At 33.9% G+C, this 17,935-nt stretch carries 16 protein-coding genes and 5 pseudogenes; 13 read left to right on the forward strand and 8 right to left on the reverse strand.

Annotated elements, in window-relative coordinates:
* Nucleotides 1–54 precede the first annotated feature (54 nt).
* Nucleotides 55–752 (forward strand): annotated as a pseudogene (locus tag NSS97_RS29495) (IS6 family transposase).
* Between the two features lie 87 nt (nucleotides 753–839).
* Here the strand turns inward: NSS97_RS29495 and NSS97_RS29500 are convergent.
* Nucleotides 840–1,874 (reverse strand): nuclease-related domain-containing protein, encoded by a 1,035-nt coding sequence (locus tag NSS97_RS29500; RefSeq protein ID WP_341115151.1) that lies wholly within the window; start codon nucleotides 1,872–1,874, stop codon nucleotides 840–842.
* Between the two features lie 208 nt (nucleotides 1,875–2,082).
* Between NSS97_RS29500 and NSS97_RS29505 the strand changes: the two genes are divergently transcribed.
* Nucleotides 2,083–2,268, forward strand: coding sequence for a hypothetical protein (locus tag NSS97_RS29505; RefSeq protein WP_341115153.1), 186 nt, complete (start codon nucleotides 2,083–2,085; stop codon nucleotides 2,266–2,268).
* Between the two features lie 273 nt (nucleotides 2,269–2,541).
* On the opposite strand, the gene NSS97_RS29510 is transcribed toward NSS97_RS29505, so the two are convergent.
* Both NSS97_RS29510 and NSS97_RS29515 read right to left on the reverse strand, forming a co-directional pair.
* Complete coding sequence (locus NSS97_RS29510; RefSeq protein WP_341115156.1) at nucleotides 2,542–3,417, reverse strand: Rpn family recombination-promoting nuclease/putative transposase; 876 nt, start codon at nucleotides 3,415–3,417, stop codon at nucleotides 2,542–2,544.
* A gap of 563 nt (nucleotides 3,418–3,980) precedes the next feature.
* Nucleotides 3,981–4,340, reverse strand: a complete 360-nt coding sequence (locus NSS97_RS29515; protein ID WP_326038262.1) for a hypothetical protein — start codon at nucleotides 4,338–4,340, stop codon at nucleotides 3,981–3,983.
* Between the two features lie 338 nt (nucleotides 4,341–4,678).
* Between NSS97_RS29515 and NSS97_RS29520 the strand changes: the two genes are divergently transcribed.
* Together NSS97_RS29520 and NSS97_RS29525 are read left to right on the forward strand one after the other, a co-directional pair.
* Complete coding sequence (locus NSS97_RS29520) at nucleotides 4,679–5,386, forward strand: IS6 family transposase (RefSeq protein ID WP_341115144.1); 708 nt, start codon at nucleotides 4,679–4,681, stop codon at nucleotides 5,384–5,386.
* Nucleotides 5,387–6,096: 710 nt separating this feature from the next.
* A complete protein-coding gene (locus NSS97_RS29525) occupies nucleotides 6,097–7,482 on the forward strand; it encodes a glycosyl hydrolase family 8 (RefSeq protein ID WP_341115162.1) in 1,386 nt (461 codons plus the stop codon).
* Nucleotides 7,483–7,695: 213 nt separating this feature from the next.
* On the opposite strand, the gene NSS97_RS29530 is transcribed toward NSS97_RS29525, so the two are convergent.
* On the reverse strand, nucleotides 7,696–8,403 hold the full coding sequence (locus tag NSS97_RS29530; RefSeq protein ID WP_341115144.1) for an IS6 family transposase: 708 nt from the start codon (nucleotides 8,401–8,403) through the stop codon (nucleotides 7,696–7,698).
* Between the two features lie 35 nt (nucleotides 8,404–8,438).
* On the opposite strand from NSS97_RS29530, the gene NSS97_RS29535 reads away from it, so the two are divergent.
* Nucleotides 8,439–8,987, forward strand: a complete 549-nt coding sequence (locus NSS97_RS29535; protein WP_445285998.1) for an IS6 family transposase — start codon at nucleotides 8,439–8,441, stop codon at nucleotides 8,985–8,987.
* A 158-nt stretch (nucleotides 8,988–9,145) separates the two neighbouring features.
* Here NSS97_RS29535 and NSS97_RS29540 read toward each other — a convergent pair whose 3' ends face one another.
* From NSS97_RS29540 to NSS97_RS29545, 3 genes and pseudogenes are all read right to left on the reverse strand, one after another.
* On the reverse strand, nucleotides 9,146–10,711 hold the full coding sequence (locus NSS97_RS29540) for a thiol-activated cytolysin family protein (RefSeq protein WP_341115164.1): 1,566 nt from the start codon (nucleotides 10,709–10,711) through the stop codon (nucleotides 9,146–9,148).
* Between the two features lie 719 nt (nucleotides 10,712–11,430).
* Nucleotides 11,431–11,502 (reverse strand): annotated as a pseudogene (locus NSS97_RS30575) (IS6 family transposase); the annotation flags it as partial.
* Between the two features lie 667 nt (nucleotides 11,503–12,169).
* Nucleotides 12,170–12,685 carry a hypothetical protein gene (locus NSS97_RS29545; protein ID WP_341115167.1) on the reverse strand — a complete coding sequence of 172 codons (516 nt, stop codon included), beginning with the start codon at nucleotides 12,683–12,685 and terminating at the stop codon, nucleotides 12,170–12,172.
* Between the two features lie 150 nt (nucleotides 12,686–12,835).
* Between NSS97_RS29545 and NSS97_RS29550 the strand changes: the two are divergent.
* From NSS97_RS29550 to NSS97_RS29560, 3 genes and pseudogenes are all read left to right on the forward strand, one after another.
* Nucleotides 12,836–13,318, forward strand: a pseudogene (locus NSS97_RS29550) (Tn3 family transposase); the annotation flags it as partial.
* A gap of 96 nt (nucleotides 13,319–13,414) precedes the next feature.
* A pseudogene (locus NSS97_RS29555) lies at nucleotides 13,415–13,894 on the forward strand (hypothetical protein); the annotation flags it as partial.
* A gap of 258 nt (nucleotides 13,895–14,152) precedes the next feature.
* Entirely contained in the window at nucleotides 14,153–14,362 is a 210-nt protein-coding gene (locus NSS97_RS29560) for a hypothetical protein (protein WP_341115168.1), read from the forward strand.
* Nucleotides 14,363–14,385: 23 nt separating this feature from the next.
* Here the strand turns inward: NSS97_RS29560 and NSS97_RS29565 are convergent, their stop codons facing one another.
* The gene (locus tag NSS97_RS29565; protein WP_341115169.1) at nucleotides 14,386–14,607 is read right to left on the reverse strand and encodes a helix-turn-helix domain-containing protein; all 222 of its coding nucleotides are present in this window, start codon (nucleotides 14,605–14,607) and stop codon (nucleotides 14,386–14,388) included.
* Nucleotides 14,608–14,906: 299 nt separating this feature from the next.
* Between NSS97_RS29565 and NSS97_RS29570 the strand changes: the two genes are divergently transcribed.
* The 5 genes and pseudogenes from NSS97_RS29570 (at nucleotide 14,907) to NSS97_RS29585 (ending at nucleotide 17,775) form a co-directional block, all read left to right on the forward strand.
* On the forward strand, nucleotides 14,907–16,205 hold the full coding sequence (locus tag NSS97_RS29570) for an FtsK/SpoIIIE domain-containing protein (protein WP_341115170.1): 1,299 nt from the start codon (nucleotides 14,907–14,909) through the stop codon (nucleotides 16,203–16,205).
* Nucleotides 16,174–16,719 (forward strand): replication-relaxation family protein, encoded by a 546-nt coding sequence (locus NSS97_RS29575; protein ID WP_341115172.1) that lies wholly within the window; start codon nucleotides 16,174–16,176, stop codon nucleotides 16,717–16,719. The genes NSS97_RS29570 and NSS97_RS29575 overlap by 32 nt, the downstream gene beginning before the upstream one ends.
* A 19-nt stretch (nucleotides 16,720–16,738) precedes the next feature.
* The gene (locus NSS97_RS29580) at nucleotides 16,739–17,227 is read left to right on the forward strand and encodes a hypothetical protein (protein WP_341115174.1); all 489 of its coding nucleotides are present in this window, start codon (nucleotides 16,739–16,741) and stop codon (nucleotides 17,225–17,227) included.
* 81 nt (nucleotides 17,228–17,308) lie between these two features.
* Nucleotides 17,309–17,401, forward strand: a pseudogene (locus NSS97_RS30580) (DUF3967 domain-containing protein); the annotation flags it as partial.
* Nucleotides 17,402–17,511: 110 nt separating this feature from the next.
* Nucleotides 17,512–17,775 (forward strand): DUF3937 family protein, encoded by a 264-nt coding sequence (locus tag NSS97_RS29585; RefSeq protein WP_341115175.1) that lies wholly within the window; start codon nucleotides 17,512–17,514, stop codon nucleotides 17,773–17,775.
* Nucleotides 17,776–17,935 lie beyond the last annotated feature (160 nt).

The raw sequence follows: 17,935 nt of genomic DNA on the forward strand, positions 1-17,935 counted from the left end.
TCTATCAAACTTGGAAATACTGATACTAGTACTTTAAAAAAGGATGTGATTGGTATGGAAAAGAAAAATCTATTCAAGTGGAAACATTATCAGCCTGAACTGATCTTATTAACAGTAAGATGGTACCTGCGGTACAATTTGAGCTTTCGTAACCTGGTGGAAATGATGGAAGAACGAGGAGTATCAATCGCTCACACAACCATTATGCGCTGGGTTCATCAATATGGACCTCAATTAGAAGAGAAAGTACGATATCATCTTAAATCAACAAATGACTCATGGAGGGTCGATGAAACCTATATCAAAGTAAAGGGTCAATGGATATATTTATATCGTGCTTTAGATTCCGAAGGGAACACCATTGATTTTTATCTAAGTAAATCAAGAGATAAACAAGCAGCCAAGCGCTTTTTCAAGAAAGCCTTGGCTTTTTCGTACGTGTCTAAACCCCTTGTGATAACAGTAGATAAGAACCCTGCCTACCTTGTAGCGATTCAAGAGTTAAAAGAAGAGAAACATATGCCTGAAGGCATACAACTAAGGCAAGTTAGATATCTCAATAATATAGTGGAACAAGATCATCGTTTTATTAAGAAACGCGTGCGTTCTATGTTGGGATTCAAGTCATTTAAAACGGCAACTTCTATATTGAGAGGTGTTGAAGCCATGCATATGATGAAAAAAGGACAAACCTCTCGTCTGTCCAAAATCAAGTGAACCTCATTCATCAACTATTCGGTATTCCAGTATAAAAGCGGATTCCGTTAGGAATCTCTTCACTTCTTTATAACTTCAAAAAATGTTTGCACCAGAACCTAAATCAGCCCCGATTTATGATTTTATCCATTTATTTGTTGTTTAGAGATTAATTTTTCAGCATGGCTTGCGGATTCTAGGTAATTCACCTGTTCGACAATAGATTTAATTTCTTGTAACTGTACAGTATTCAATTTAGGTGATTTGACCAATTCTTGCCTAAAAAAATTTTGCAATTGATCGGCGGTATTGAACCTATTTACTTTATTTTCATTGGCTAATTCAATTAACCCATTGTTACCTTGGTTAGGATAACCAAAATATACCACAGGTGTTATATAGGGAACTTTCCAAGATAATTGGGTATTCAAATACTCATTTAATGTGACAGCGGTTTTAGAAGCTTGGTCAGTCGGTTCTCCATAAGAACGAACTTGAATTGTATTTACTAATTTACCTGTTTCATCAGTCGACTGAGAAGGAATAAATACTAGAGTTTGGGCATCTTTTTTGCTATTTGGAATCATATCAAGTAAAAATGAAAAATCTTTTGCACTTTTTTTTGTTAACCCATGGATAATTTTACCTCGCCAGTACTTTGTTTCTACAACATAAATTCCTACTGGTAATAAAATGAGGTGGTCAATTTGTCGTGTTCTCACTTTGCCATTATACGTAAAAGGAATAAATACATTAGGAATAATATACATATCCGTTTCGGATAATGCCCCGTTCGAAACCCATGTTCTTTTTAATTCACTTAAAATTTGATGAGTAATGATCTCACCTGAATTCCGAGAATATTTTTGAATATCCTCAATATAATTATTTAGTTCATTTATGCTTTCTTGTATTTCTGCCACTTCAATTTCGTATTTCTCTTTTTCTTGTATTAGAATATTTTTATACGCTACTTCTAGGTTTTGATTTTCTTGTTTGAGATCATGTTCTATATCGTTTTTTTGTTGTTCAAGATGATGAATGATATCGTTTTTTTCCAGTTGATGTTCTTGCAACATCATTTGTTTTTCTGTGTGTAATGCAGTTGTTTTTTTATAAAAAAAGTACGCCATACTGCCTGATATTAAAATAAAAACAATACAAATTATATATCCCATACATTTTCCTCCCTTATGTATATAAAGTGAATATCTATATTCCTATAAAAAAGACATAATCAATTACTTACAAATTCACAATATTATGTAATTATTCAAATTACAAACATTAAATTTAATTTTTTGCATTTTCTGTATAAATTCACATGTTTCACTTTGGGGGACTATGCTAGTATGAAGATATAATTTAGAAAGGGAGGAAATCACAATGAATTACATACTTTTTGGAAGTGCAGATGGGAATACAGGGTATATGAGTCAACATGGAAATGGTGGAGGTTCTAAATCTGCTCATGGAAATACAGGTCATCATATTGACGTGCCCGCTGAATTGTATGCACATGGAAATGGTGGCGGACATCATCGTGAGCCAGGGGGGCATTCAAGGGGTTAGTGTAAAACGTATGTATTTTCACCACAAGTTAAGGTATACTGCGAAATGAAGAGCAATCTGTAAGGGATAGTTGCTACATATAGTGAGTTTACGCAGAGAAAAGATACAGTCACAGATTATACATATAGGCTTTTCTTTTGTATGGTAGAAGCTATTTTGATATGATATATACGTACAAACACTTGCAAAATCACATACACAACAAAGACAGTCTGGCATAGCTGTCTTTGTTGTGTTTTTTCGTAAAAAGAGACAGTCCAAAGACCGCCTCTTTTATGCTTGCTCTATGATTTTCTTTACTTCTTCAATCGTTAGTTCACTTGCTTGTGCAATGGTTTCTATTGGGATTTGTAATCGATGCATACCGAGAATCATTTGACGTTTTCCCTGTTGAATCCCTTTATTTAATGCATGTGCAATACCGGCCGCTTCATCCATCAAAGCTTTTTCCCTTGCTTCATACTCTTTACGAAAAGAAGCATCTTGACTCATATGTTCCCATTTATCCATCGCCTTTTGTAAAATTGGATCCTGATTCATCGCAATCGCCTCCAATGTATGTGTTAAATGCTCATCTTCATTGGCTGGTAACAATAATAACCAACGAACAAACGAATCCTCCCATGGGTTTACTTTTTCCTCACGCCACTGCTGTAGCAATTTTGGAATTTCAACGATATGAATTTCGATATCGTCACTTAGGAGTTGCTGCTGTTGTATATTCCACAGTTTCCCCGTCGTATGAAAATCTTCATATTCTTTAAACATGGAGAAGTTCAATAAATTAATGGTAATGGTTTTATGAAGGGAACTATATGGCTTCCCTTTTTTTAATTGAGATGCATACAATCTACTCCAATAATAAAGGGAACGTTTCAGAATGTCGTGATGATTATTCATTTGAATTTCAATGTTAATCCTAGTTCCCGTGTCTAATGTTGCGGAGACATCTAAAATTGATAATTTATCTTCTTCATGTTCCCTATGCAAATGAGGGTCTTCAAATTGAAGCGATTGAATCGGTGATTCTAACGAATTCTTTAACATTGCGTTCAAAAATGTAATGAGAATTTCTTCGCTTCCCGATGTACCAAATAATTGTTTAAATGCAAAATCAATACGTAAATTAACTAATGATTGATTGGACATGGATTTCCTCTCCCTGCCTGATAAAATCTCTTTTTTTCATTGTACCTAAAAGCAGACTGAACATGCAAATAAGCTCTTATGATGAACATAAGAGCCCGACTGCAGATACATACAATAGATTAGATAACGACCATAAATTGACTTGAAAAACACCTAAAAATTTTACAAAAGAAACCATATTTAGTATACATCTAATTAGAAATATATACAAGAAATGGTGAAATACATCACTTTTTCATCATTGATTTGTGATATAATATACTTGCGGATTCTGTTTGCGCAACAAGCTATGTAGGGATAATATACGTTTCTCAATCAGCACATTTTCTGAAAGTGGCATGTCTTACTACTCATACGACATGCTATATTTATAATGTTCAAATAAAAAACGTCTTTTATGTACTGATAAAAGACGTTTTTTTATGCCTAAAACCGCATAATATAGTTCTTGCTTGAGCTTCTTTAGTATACAACAAATTAGCCATGAGTGCTCTATTTTCTATAGTATGTATAAAGTTTTTCTAACACGTACTTTCATTGAACTACTCACCACTCATCAATCCTTACAATTTAATCAAACCTTTTAATTGTGCTTCTGCTGATCTCCGATCCATGATTGTGGTACAAAGTTCAGTAATAAGTTTTCCATGATCAAAGATAATTTGATTCTTGGTATATAGATCAATGTATTCTCCTAAACCTTTACTGAGTGTAACCTCCGCTTCCCCATTATCGTGAATGACACCTGAAAAGATGGTTTTCTCTTTGTTATAGACTTTATAGTATTCAAGTATTGAGCATAAAGATTTCACTAAATCACGGAGCATTTCTTCCAAATCAGGATACATATCTTTTGCTATTTCTTCATTTAGAATAAAATCCATTCCCTTGTCTGTCACATCAAATCGAAATAAAAAAATCATTACTTTCACCTCGCTGATTCATTGCTTTTTCTATCATAACAGAAAATCTACTCCCTTCCCAAGACACTTTCAATCACTTGAAAATTATCCACTTCATCATATAATCTAGCCATTTCAATCAGCAGAAGCACTCTTTTCTGGTTCTGGTGCAAAAAACGAAGCCGCTTGCAAGTAATCTCCTAAACTTGGACATACTGATACTAGTACTCTAAAAAAGGACGTGATCAGTATGGAAATGCAAAATTTATGGTTCTGGTGCAAACACTCCAAAACGCTTGTAAGTAACCTCCTAAACTTGGACATACTGATACTAGTACTCTAAAAAGGATGTGATTGGTATGGAAAAACAAAATCTATTCAAGTGGAAACATTATCAACCGGATATTATTTTATTAACCGTGAGATGGTACCTACGGTACAACCTCAGTTTTCGTGATTTAGTCGAAATGATGGAAGAACGCGGGCTATCCCTTGCTCATACAACTATCATGCGATGGGTTCATCAATATGGTCCCGAATTAGATAAGCGCGTACGACGTCATCTTAAGTCAACCAATGATTCTTGGCGAGTCGATGAGACGTATGTGAAAGTCAAAGGTCAATGGATGTACCTATATCGTGCTGTTGATTCAAAAGGAAATACAATTGATTTTCATTTAAGCAAAACAAGAGATCATAGGGCTGCAAAGCGTTTTTTCAAGAAAGCTTTGCAGTCTTTTCATGTTTCAAAGCCCCGTGTGATTACAGTAGATAAAAACCCGGCCTATCCTATAGCGATTGAAGAGTTGAAGAAAGAGAAAAAGATGCCTGTAGGCATCCAAATAAGGCAGGTAAAATACCTTAATAACATTGTAGAGCAAGATCATCGTTTTATTAAAAAGAGAGTTCGTTCAATGTTAGGATTGAAATCTTTTCGTACAGCTAAATCTATTCTTTCAGGAATAGAAGCGATGCATATCATTAAAAAAGGCCAACTTATTTTACGGGACAAGTCTGTCCAAAATGAAATGAAGTTTATTCATCAACTATTCGGAATGGCTGCATAAGAATAGATTCCATTAGAAATCTATATACCTCTTTCAAATAAATGCAATCTTTGCACCAGAACCAGCTATAGTCTCTTTTATTTTATCTTTGCACCAGAACCCTTTTTGTTTATAGAACATGCTCGGTCAGTCATATTCCTATAAAGATAGTAAAAAACATAAAATCAGACATTTTTTGAAAAATATTAAAGACTATTTCAATAATCACCAAAAAACGGTATAGTTCCTATATAAATACATTTTAAGAGGTGATTATATTGAAAAGTTCCTTTGGCTTATTATCGGCTGTTGTGGTGGCATGAACAATGGCATTCGGTGTAGGTGGCTCGAACTTACATGCGGATTCTCCTCCCAAAGAAAAATTTCCGTAACAAATAGTATCAAAAAATTTTGGAAAGCAAACAACAGTAAATTTTGAGAGCTATATAAAATCACCTCCCATTTTATCTAAAATTTTGACTCAATTGTATCTGCTAAGACACATAAATATGGTGATTTTACTTTCTTATATAAACTACTAAATCAAGAGTAATTGTATCCGCTCTGTTCGAAAACTACCTAGAAATACAACTTATATATATCATTTGTAAAATGGAATTGAGCAAAGATGAAAAGTACATCAAAGTTGATGCAGTAGTAAAGTAAATTTCATAGAATCATAGGATTGTTTCTGTACTTTACGAAAATTAATTTTTTAAAGGAGCCGAAAAATGAGCCGAAAAAGAAAGATATTCACTTTTATATCCGCATTTGGTATAGGTTTAGCAAGTTATACTAATTGTACTGCTGCAGAGGTTTTAGACAACACTTCATTAAGAAATACTGGAGACATAATAAATCCTTCTACTACATCAAACACTTCTCAAGTAGCAGCTGTTGCTAAAGAGATGAAACCCTTTCCACAGCAAGTAAACTACTCTGGTATTATTAAACCGAATCATGTTTCACAAGAAAGTTTGAATACTTCAGTTAAAAATTATTATAATAATTGGAAAAAGAAGTATCTAAAGAATGATCTTTCTTCACTTCCAGGTGGTTACTACGTCAAAGGAGAGATTACAGGAAATGCAGATGGCTTTAAACCGTTAGGAACTTCAGAAGGACAGGGTTATGGTATGATAATCACGGTTTTAATGGCAGGTTATGATTCAAACGCCCAAACTATTTATAATGGCTTATTTAAAACAGCGAGAGCTTTTAAAAGTTCCGAAAACCCCAATTTAATGGGTTGGGTTGTAGCCGATAGTAAAAAAGCTCAAGGGCATTTTGATTCTGCGACAGATGGGGATTTAGACATTGCTTATTCACTTCTTCTTGCTCATAAACAATGGGGGTCAAATGGCACAATCAACTATTTGAAAGAAGCTCAAAATATGATTACAAAAGGTATTAAGGCTAGTAATGTGACCAAAAATAATAGTTTGAATTTAGGTGATTGGGGTTCAAAGAGTACATTTGATACTAGACCTTCCGATTGGATGATGTCTCATTTAAGAGCTTTCTACGAATTTACAGGGGATAAAACTTGGCTTAATGTTATTGATAATCTCTACAATACTTATACACAGTTTACAAATAAATACTCGCCAACTACAGGATTGATTTCTGATTTTGTTGTGAAAAATCCACCACAGCCTGCGCCTAAAAACTTTTTAGATGAATCAAAACATACCGATGCATATTACTATAATGCGAGTCGTGTACCACTCCGAATTGTTATGGATTATGCAATGTATGGAGAAAAGAGAAGTAAGGTGATTTCTGATAAGGTCGCTACGTGGATTAAAAATAAAACAAAAGGTAACCCATCTAAAATTGTGGACGGTTATGAACTAAATGGAACAAACATTGGTGATTATCCAACAGCTGTGTTCGTTTCACCATTTATTGCTGCTGGTACAACTAACAGTAATAATCAAGCGTGGGTTAATAACGGCTGGGATTGGATGAAGAATAAAAAAGAAAGCTATTTTAGTGACAGTTATAATTTATTGACCATGTTATTCATAACTGGTAATTGGTGGAAACCGACACCCGATGAAAAAAACATACAAAATCCAACAAAGTCAGAAATTCAGTCTGAATATAAGGAATAGAATCCATATGCAGTATTTGAACTACTCCCACTTCTATAATTGGGAGTAGTTCTATGAATACTGAAAACCTGCTTTTGGTACAAAAGCTCCAAGATTCTCGCAAGTAATCTCCTAAACTTGGACACACTGATAGTATGACTCTAAAAAAGGGGTTCTGGTGCAAAGATTGCATTTATTTGAAAGAGGTATATAGATTTCTAATGGAATCTATTCTTATGCAGCCATTCCGAATAGTTGATGAATAAACTTCATTTCATTTTGGACAGACTTGTCCCGTAAAATAAGTTGGCCTTTTTTAATGATATGCATCGCTTCTATTCCTGAAAGAATAGATTTAGCTGTACGAAAAGATTTCAATCCTAACATTGAACGAACTCTCTTTTTAATAAAACGATGATCTTGCTCTACAATGTTATTAAGGTATTTTACCTGCCTTATTTGGATGCCTACAGGCATCTTTTTCTCTTTCTTCAACTCTTCAATCGCTATAGGATAGGCCGGGTTTTTATCTACTGTAATCACACGGGGCTTTGAAACATGAAAAGACTGCAAAGCTTTCTTGAAAAAACGCTTTGCAGCCCTATGATCTCTTGTTTTGCTTAAATGAAAATCAATTGTATTTCCTTTTGAATCAACAGCACGATATAGGTACATCCATTGACCTTTGACTTTCACATACGTCTCATCGACTCGCCAAGAATCATTGGTTGACTTAAGATGACGTCGTACGCGCTTATCTAATTCGGGACCATATTGATGAACCCATCGCATGATAGTTGTATGAGCAAGGGATAGCCCGCGTTCTTCCATCATTTCGACTAAATCACGAAAACTGAGGTTGTACCGTAGGTACCATCTCACTGTTAATAAAATAATATCCGGTTGATAATGTTTCCACTTGAATAGATTTTGCTTTTCCATACCAATCACATCCTTTTTAGAGTACTAGTATCAGTATGTCCAAGTTTAGGAGGTTACTTACAAGCGTTTTGGAGTGTTTGCACCAGAACCCGAATAACTCATGGAGAGTAGACGAAACATATATCAAAGTAAAAGGACAATGGATGTATTTATATCGTGCCGTTGATTCTGAAGGAAACACGATTGACTTTTATTTGAGTAAATCTAGAAATCATAAGGCTGCAAAGCGATTCTTCAAGAAAGCCTTGCGGTCTTTTCATGTCTCAAAACCTCGTATCATCACGGTTGATAAGAACCCTGCTTATCCAATCGCTATCGAACTGTTGAAGAAAGAAAAAAGGATAACAATAGGCACCAAAATCCGAAGGATAAAATATTTAAATAACATAGTAGAACAAGATCATCGTTTTATTAAAAATCGTTTACGCTCTATGTTGGGATTTAAATCATACAAAACAGCAGCCTCTATATTGAGTGGTGTTGAGGCCATGCATATGGTCAAAAAAGAACAAATTGATTTGCAGGACCAGTCTGTCCAAAATCATAATGTTTTTATCAACCAGCTGTTTGGATTAACTGCTTAATAGGTGATTCCGTTAGGAATCCTTGATTCTTTTTTATTTATCATCTTTTTGCACCAGAACCTATATATTTAACAACACGGCAAACTTATGGTTCTTATCACAGATATACTTGCAACCAAGTAAAAAAGCGCCCTGTTTACAGGACGCTTCACTTCAACCTAATGACTAATATTGGCACTTGGATATAATGTTGTTCCTCCAATTGAAACTTTAATTTCATTTGTTAATGGAACATTTTGTTCATTAATAATTGTTCTCCACCATTCCCATGCAAGACCTGTACATTCTCTTGCTACGACTTTTACATTTTTTGCATTCGATGGAAGTGGTATGACTGTATTGAAATGAGCAGTTCTGTCTCTGCCGTTTCCTTCCCAAGTTTTATGGGTTAGTACTTCTTTGCCATTTTGATCATATGAGAATTCATCCCAAGATACATCAAATTGAGCAACATATCCACCAGTATGATCAAGCGTCATTTTAGCACTAGAATATTCTGTAGTTGTAGTCTCAATATAATCTGTATTGTTATGAACAGCCGCAGTTGCGTTATCTTTTAAGAAAGTGCTTGTATATGAAATTGGGTATGCTGGATTTTTAGAACTTAATTCTGCATTATCTTTAATGATATTTCGGATTTCATTAAAATCTTTTGAAACAACCTTGTTATGCTCTTTTGCATCTCCGCCTAATACTACAGCGGTAAAGGTACTGTCTTCAAAAATATCTTTGTACTGTCCACTCGCTTCAACACCTTGCCCCTTAATTAAGGCTTTAAAGGCAGCTTGTACATCTTTGCTCTTAGATGATGTTTCTAATTTTACATAAACTGTTCTACCATAAGCTACATTTGACACCATAACAGGCGGAGCCGCATTACTTACCCCTTTACGAGTTAACTCATCAAAAGTAACACTATTATCAAAAAGATCTGATGGATTGTTAGGTAGTTCTGCACTTACGGTATAAAAGATTTGCTTATATGCCGCAACCATCACTTTTTTCTCTCCATCTGCAATCGCTTTAAAATCAATGTTCAGTGAATTGTCAAGATATTTAGCGTTAACATTAAGAGCACTTGCTATTTGAGATTTACTATACACCATAGATTCTGTATACTGCATTCTTGCAGGTAACGTATGTGTTTTTGAATACTTTTCATTCCAAGTAGATACTAATTCATCTACTGCTCCAGACACATTACCATATGTAGGATTTTGAACAGTCATTGTATTGTCTTTTCTCATGCCAGGTAAGTCTATACTAATATTCAAAGGTTTTCTCTTAGCTACTAACAAACTAGGTTGATTATCTGCAAAAGCTTTATTTGCAAGTTGTACTGCTCCTGGATATGTACGATTAGCCACAGAATCAATAATTGAAATATCGACCGGTGAAGTTGTAAGTGATTTTTTCTCACGTTCCACTACTACAAATTTACCATTTGAATTTTTACTTTCTTTCGGAACAAAACTCTCCACTTTATCACCATTTACTGCTAAAACCTCTTGATTATTATACTTAAGATTTCCTATGCCAGTATCAATGTTAATAGCTTTTTTTGTTGCATCAGCTGAATTACTTGTTTTTGTTTCAGCGAAGGAAATAGAAGAATAATTAATAGTGCATAAGCCAATTGATAAACATGCTAGTAATTTTATTGCCTTAGTATTTTTCTTGATTTTCAAAAAACCAACCTCGTGCTTTTTTTTCGTATGATTCATGTTATCTCTCCCTTTCTTTCATCATTTCTATAAAATCACTAAGAATAGAATTACACTGTACATGGCTTATACTTTTACTTTGGAATAAAATCACTTTTGTTATATATATCTTAGTTTAAGTATCTTTCAATACACTTTCATAAATGTTACAAAAGTCTTTCATTAATTTTATTTATAAATGCAATAATTTTGTGATTATAGACTGTTAATTTAATAAATTATCATATTATTAAAATAAAATGATAATAATAATGTTACTTATAACTTTACTGAACTTATATTAGCGTAATCTATTCCTTTCTTAGTGGTCATACCAGTTATGGGTTTATTAAATCATTAAAATACCAATTCGTAAATAGCAGAATTTTATCGATTATATCAAAAAAATTCAATGTTGAGCATTAACGAAAATTAAAATATTATATTAAAATAATAACTGTTTAATTTTATTTAGGTATTTACAATTGTTATAACTTGATATATCAGGTGAAAAAATAACTATTTTAATCTTAGAAAATTTTTAATGGAAATTAAATAATATTAATATAATTTAACCACAATTCTCGTATTAATTACCTTTATTTGGATATGCATAATTACATCAAGATATAGGTTTAAATAAGACACGGTCTTATAAATAACTAGCTGTAGAGAAAGAAAAAGTTTCTGTTGCAAAGTTTGAAAAAAGCATAAACAGGTTGGTAAATGAGGAACAAGGTTTAGGAAGTAGCTAGTAATTGTTGAAGTTCATTGTATGTTGAAAAGGTGGAGCCTCTTTGCAGACTTCGCCTTTATTTATATAGGGTCACCTTACATGCCCATCAACTAAAGAAATTAGGTATTCCCAAAACAAAAAACAGGCTGAGCGTTTCTCTATTTTGTTATATATTTATATATATGTGAAATAAAAAAAGACTTAATCCTTATGAGAGATTAAGTCTTTTTATCATTTATGTGATAATTTTTATAAATAATTGCTAAATAATGAACTTACATAAATGTTTTTAAAAGTTCTTGTACAAATGGAAGGATTCCACCTACAAATTTTAAAACTGCCATTGCGATTTCCATATTATTTCCTCCTCTTTTTTCGTAGTAAGATGTGTTAAATCTTTATACTCGTATTATAGTGAGCACATATCATTAATATCAATATATTTTTATATGCAATATTGCATGTCCGATTAAGGTCAACGAAATATCACAGTTTCTCATTTCGTAATGGAATCGTCAAAGTTTCTCTTATTCTCAAAAATGTAAAGTGATAATAAAGTTATTTAATTCTGATCTAAAAATATAAGAGCCTCGCTACAAATCATATTGTAGTAAGGCTCTTTAAAGTTGTTTAATTTCTAACCATTTAAATGTGTTTGTAGGCAAAAATCAATAATAAAGTTGTTTAAATCTTGTTCAACTAAAGCACCCGTTAGTTCAATAAGAAAAAATTATCTATGATTATTAAAGTGGCCCACCTTCAAAACCAATAGGCCATCCATCCTCTTTAAATTTTACTTTATACTGAAACTCAAAGTGACTATCAAAAATAAAAGCTAAACTAAACCCTGAAAATATATAATCGTCAAAATTAACCATCTTTCCAAAATATATTGTGGATAGATAGTAGTTCTTCATTTCTTGATTAGGGAAGAATTTCTGTAAATATTTTAATGCACGGCTTATATGTAGATGGAGTTCATCGAATATTTTTTCTGCCATTTCGATAATCTCCACATCGGGATTTTCATTATTCCCTTGAATAAAAATCTCCACATCTTCCCATTCTCCGATATTAATACTATAAAACCACCGTTCTTGAATGAGATACTTCTCATTTTCGTATACAGTGGGATTAACTAGGTTTAATTTTTTCACCTCATCTTTAGTTAACGGTTTATCAAGTATAAGCTTTTTATGCAAAATGTTTTTGATATTAGAGACAATATATTTAGATTTGTTTAATTCTAAAGAGTCCATTTTCCACCTCATAAATTATAAAATAAAGTAAATTCCCCCTTAATTATATCATCATCCTTATTCAACTATCCTGCACCGTTAGTTCAATAAGAATTAAACAACTTTATTATTTTTCAAAGGACTTTATTGTAAATTAAACAACTTTATTACCTCTTAACAAAAAAGCTTGCGGCCTATCCGCAACAGAATAGCTTATCTGTAACCTTACGTGAAATAGGAAGGAGTGAAAGAACCTTATATACATTAGAATGGTTGCAGAGTCCTGAATTTAGAAGACGTGTATAGGTTTGTTTAAATACAGGTGAAGCAAAACATTCTCTTGCTCGAGCTGTATTTTTCAATCGATTAGGAGAAATTCGTGATCGTTCTTATGAAGATCAATTGCATAGAGCAAGTGGTTTACAACTTCTTATTTTAGCTATTGTATTATGGAATACTGTATATATATCACGTGCAGTAGATGCTCTACGTAGAAAAGGAGTGGATATTTCAGAGGACTATTTACAACATATATCTCCACTTGGTTGGGAACATATTACTTTGACAGGTGATTATGTTTGGAACTTAAATCAAAAAACAAATTTCGATAATTTAAGACCAGTACGAGACAAAAAATTTATCAAAAATCAGTAAAATAAATAACCGGTTCCTTAACGTACAGGGAATCGGTTAATTTGTTTCTAAAATGTGTCTAAACGTAAAATTTTCTTTTTTTGATATGGTGAGGCCAATAAAAACGGTGAAAAAAAACAAATGGACATTCGAAAATTCACAAAAAATCCTTCAGAATATGAAGAGGAAAAGCCAGATAAAGATACGTCTAGCCAACTGGCATACACCATTTTTACCGACCAAAGAAAAACAAAAGAAAATGATGAATTATTGGCAAAAGATAAGCAATCGTATGAGAAAGATTTTATTGAAAGGAATAAAAAAGATTGGAAAGAAAAGATCACAAATTAAGGAAAAGCAATCAAGTTAGAAGAAGAAAATGCGAAACAAGTAGATCAAAAAGTGAAAGAACTACAAGAAGAACTGAAGTATCAAACGGAAGCTGAAAAAATGGAAACACAATCTAAAATTTCAGCTTTAGAATCGAAAATAAAAGAGTCTGAGGAGAACATAAAACTGTTTAAAACGAAACAAAAAAATGCACAAGTTAAGATTGAAAAATTGGAGAAAAAGGAACAAGAAATTCATAAAAAATGAAAAAAGTCTTAGGGACATGATGGAGACATTGAGGAAAACAAGGGGACACGATAGGGACATTTAGAAAAAATGACGGGACGTGATGGTGACATGAATAAGAAATGAGGGGACATTAACGGGACATTCAACGAGTTTTTTTGCCCCCATCGTTTTGCTAGGCTCCGCCTAGCTTCACACCCTTGGTGGGTACAAAAACCCCTTATGCTCTTCTCACTATTTTTCGTTCTCTAACCAGATTTGCAAAAAGGAGCTGAAATTATGCATCTGAAAATAAGAGATATAGATCCAGTTGCAATTAAAAAGTTTGATGAAATGGTGGTAGGATCATTTTATATTGACATAAGGGACAATTTATCAGGTATATATATGGTCAAAGATCAGCTATTCCAGTCGGTAATTAAATGGAGTAGAGTAAGTAGTTATTATAAAATTGAACTTGCCATCCTTTTGGGTGGTTTTTTTGCATAAAAATAGCCCCGTTTGTTACGAAGCTACATCCAAAAATCATTTTCATTTATGTTTTCACCTAACTTCTTCAAGCCTCTTATTATTTGAGATATGGTTGAAAATTTAGGTGTGTATTCTTTATCATTACATACTTTAGAAATAGTACCTCTACTCAACTTAGCTGCTTTCTCTAAGTCCCCTTGTGTTATCCCTTGCTTATCTAACCATCTACCAAATTTACTCCGTTTTTTACCTAATCCGAACACCTTTACCACCTCATGAATAGCTTGCCCTTTCCGTCATTTTTTTAAACAAGAGAAAAAAACTGACATAAAGACCAAACAGTACACAATACCTTTTACCATACCAAACTGATTACGATACACCGTTCCAAATGGATAACCTTTTAAAACTTCGTTTCACTTATTCGAAATAGAATTCGCTCACAGAATAAAACTCCAGACATCGAAAGATTACTATTTTCAACGATTCATAACTGATTTTATCTCTTCTAATCTTCAGGGACTATTCTTGCAGAATACGAAAAGAAGGGTGGTGTTCGGCTTTGATATTTGAGTTAGTTAGTTCAGCTGCAGTCGGTGGCGCTATGTTTCTAGTTAAAATGCATCAAAAAGGAGCGACAAACGATGCATCAAAGATTCAAAGGATTTGTGCGAATTGCGGATTGAAAGTAAAAGAAGGAAGGGAGACACGGACGATACAACTGCTTCGCAAAACGAGAAATGAGTGGGGAACTGAATACGCTTATAGGATTCCACTTGGACTTAGTTTCTCCGATTTTGTACAAAAGATACCACATTTAGAGGACGGATTAAATCATAAGAGTAAGGTTTACAACTTTAAGCTATCAGACTTCAAATCTCTCCAATTACGAAAAGATATCTTAAAACAGATACGAAACATCATAAGCAAGAGAAAATGCGTTAGAAAGGAAATTGAGCTGTCTTACGATGGGTTACTAAAAATGCGAGTTTATGAGAAGGGGATTCCTGACTTTGTGAAGTTTGAAGAAGACATGATGAAACAATGTAGAGGATGGGAGGTTCCTATTGGTTATACGAGGGATGGATTAGTAAAACATGACTTTGATCAGATATCACATGTTATATCTGCCGGTATGACGGATATGGGGAAATCGAATGCGCTAAAGCTTATGATTACATCCCTTGTTCGGAATCAACCTGATAATACAAGGCTATTCCTTATAGATTTGAAGGGTGGTCTATCTTTTAACCGATACAGATTCTTGAATCAAGTCGAATCCATTGCGAAGAATCCAGAGGAAGCTCTTGAGACTTTAAGGGAATTGCAAGATAAGCTGAACGCTAGAAACGAATACTTACTAGAAAAAGGATACGAAGATATAAAAGAAGCCGGGGATCCAACAAGGTACTTTGTAATAGTTGATGAAGCTGCCGATATAGCGCCATATCAGGAGTGCAAGGACATTATTGTAGATATAGGTCGTCGTGGCAGGGCAGCAGGATTCCGCTTGGTATACGCGACGCAGTACCCAACCAATGAAGCACTGCCATCGCAGTTGCGCCAAAACATTGGTGCTCGTGTTTGCTTTAGATTACAGACAGAATCAGGGAGCCGCGCGGTATTAGATGAGGGCGGCGCAGAGAGTCTCCCGAACATAAAGGGAAGGGCTATATACCAAACTAATGAAAAGAAGGTCTTACAGACTGTTTACATCGATAATAAGCAGATTGATAACATCATAAAGCCACATATCAACATAAGAGCAAGGAAGGAGCATGAAGATGCAAAAACTAGCCATAAAGGAAGCGAGAACCGAGTCCATACTCTTGAGCTTGAAGAAGTTGGGATTCTTAAGTAGGAAACAAATACAGGTGCTGCACAATCTTGGCGGAGACAGGAATGCTTCTCGTGTAATGAAAACTCTTGAAGAGTATGTGTCTAGCTTTAGAGATGGAGAAAAGGTTTATTATCTCAATAAGGAAGGACGTGAACGTATTGGGAGCAAGAAAATACTCAAGCGCTCGAATCAATTTCGCCACTACATTATGAGGAATGACATTTACATTGCTTATGAATGTCCGAAATCGTGGAAACAAGAAGTGAAGATGAATGTAAAAGGAGTTGTATCCATAATTGCGGATGCGCTTTTCACGGATAATGGCCGATATCACATTGTAGAGGTGGATCATGAACAGAAAATGAGTGCAAACCGCGTGAAGATGCAGAAGTATCGAAAGTTGATGGAATGCAATGTATTTGAAAAGACACCTAAGTTTATTTGGTACACAACGACAGAATATAGAAGAAAACAACTCCAGAAGCTTTGCGAGGGATTAGATTGCAACATATTTACAGTTACTGATTTCCATTAAAACTAAGGAGATGGTCCATATGGCAGCTGAGACAATGAGCATCAAAGATTTTATGGATGGTAACTATGGAGCGAAGAAAAAGTGGAGCTTGTTCAAAAAGAAAGCAAAAAAATACGCACCTGTGGCGGCACGCATTAGCATTGTGATCGGTAGTGCTATTATATTCGGTAACATTATAGATATTCCGCATGCTTTTGCTGATGGATATAATCCAGATGTGAACGAAGTATTTAAAGATACACAATCAAGCGATGGAGCCATTAAAAACTATATAGATGGTCAATTATATAACCGTATTGTAAACGCATTTGAACCAGTTATATTCCTCATCAAAGCAGTATCATATCCAATCGCATCCGTTGTAGCGTTATGCGGAGGGCTGTTCATTATGGTTGGCAGCCAGGAAAGAGGATTCTCGCTAATAAGTCGTGCAGGAATTGGTTATATTGTGGTCCAAATGATTCCTCTATTTATGAGATTACTTGTTGAGATTGCAAAGGCTATTTAGTCCTACACATGTAGGGCTTTTTCTTTGCAGGAATTTCCTAACCATCATTGAATACTCTCACTATGGAGGTGTTGTGACGCTATGACGGACGAAATTGTTTATTCCGCTAGTGAAGTATACAAAAGGCTAGGAATATCCGATAGTACTTTACATCCTTATATTAAATCTACAAGTTGTCAATAGGATATGTAAATATGCATATTGTATTTATTTGGGTTTTTTGTATGTTAAAATTAAATATAGGGATTTTTATATATATAATGAATCACAAGTAGGAATATCCAATGAATTTTGAGAGGTGTTACATGTTTAAAAATAAGAAATTAATTCGATTTTGTCTAACATTATTTGTATGTTTATCTGTAATCGATTTTACAATCGGTTATTTTCAAACATATCTTGAATCAGCAGCAGATATTAAATGGGTAATACCAGAGATTTGGAAAACTATTTTGATAGATGTTCCTCAAGGTATACTTGTTATTTTAGGTGCAATTGCTTTATATGATTTCACAAAAGAAATATCGCAAAAAGACGCAGCAATCTAAATGCGTCTTTTTGCGATTTTCTTCAATTAGCAATTTCGTGGAGAGTCTTGCTGTAAAAGCAGAATAAGAGAATTTTTATTTTAGGAAATGACTTAAGCATCAGTGCAATTGCATCCGTTGTAGCGTTATGTGGTGGATTGTTCATTATGGTTGGTAGCCA

It is taken from the genome of Bacillus sp. FSL R12-0074, assembly GCF_038005725.1.
Taxonomy (GTDB): domain Bacteria; phylum Bacillota; class Bacilli; order Bacillales; family Bacillaceae_G; genus Bacillus_A; species Bacillus_A mycoides.

Excerpts from the sequence above, each read along its gene's own strand:
- NSS97_RS29585 (WP_341115175.1), top strand. The coding sequence starts at position 17,512 with ATGAATTTTGAGAGGTGTTACATGTTTAAAAATAAGAAATTAATTCGA.
- NSS97_RS29520 (WP_341115144.1), top strand. The coding sequence starts at position 4,679 with ATGGAAAAACAAAATCTATTCAAGTGGAAACATTATCAACCGGATATT.
- NSS97_RS29510 (WP_341115156.1), bottom strand. The coding sequence starts at position 3,417 with ATGTCCAATCAATCATTAGTTAATTTACGTATTGATTTTGCATTTAAA.
- NSS97_RS29560 (WP_341115168.1), top strand. The coding sequence starts at position 14,153 with ATGCATCTGAAAATAAGAGATATAGATCCAGTTGCAATTAAAAAGTTT.
- NSS97_RS29540 (WP_341115164.1), bottom strand. The coding sequence starts at position 10,711 with ATGAATCATACGAAAAAAAAGCACGAGGTTGGTTTTTTGAAAATCAAG.
- NSS97_RS29515 (WP_326038262.1), bottom strand. The coding sequence starts at position 4,340 with ATGATTTTTTTATTTCGATTTGATGTGACAGACAAGGGAATGGATTTT.
- NSS97_RS29500 (WP_341115151.1), bottom strand. The coding sequence starts at position 1,874 with ATGGGATATATAATTTGTATTGTTTTTATTTTAATATCAGGCAGTATG.
- NSS97_RS29525 (WP_341115162.1), top strand. The coding sequence starts at position 6,097 with ATGAGCCGAAAAAGAAAGATATTCACTTTTATATCCGCATTTGGTATA.
- NSS97_RS29530 (WP_341115144.1), bottom strand. The coding sequence starts at position 8,403 with ATGGAAAAGCAAAATCTATTCAAGTGGAAACATTATCAACCGGATATT.
- NSS97_RS29545 (WP_341115167.1), bottom strand. The coding sequence starts at position 12,685 with ATGGACTCTTTAGAATTAAACAAATCTAAATATATTGTCTCTAATATC.
- NSS97_RS29505 (WP_341115153.1), top strand. The coding sequence starts at position 2,083 with ATGAATTACATACTTTTTGGAAGTGCAGATGGGAATACAGGGTATATG.
- NSS97_RS29535 (WP_445285998.1), top strand. The coding sequence starts at position 8,439 with ATGTCCAAGTTTAGGAGGTTACTTACAAGCGTTTTGGAGTGTTTGCAC.
- NSS97_RS29580 (WP_341115174.1), top strand. The coding sequence starts at position 16,739 with ATGGCAGCTGAGACAATGAGCATCAAAGATTTTATGGATGGTAACTAT.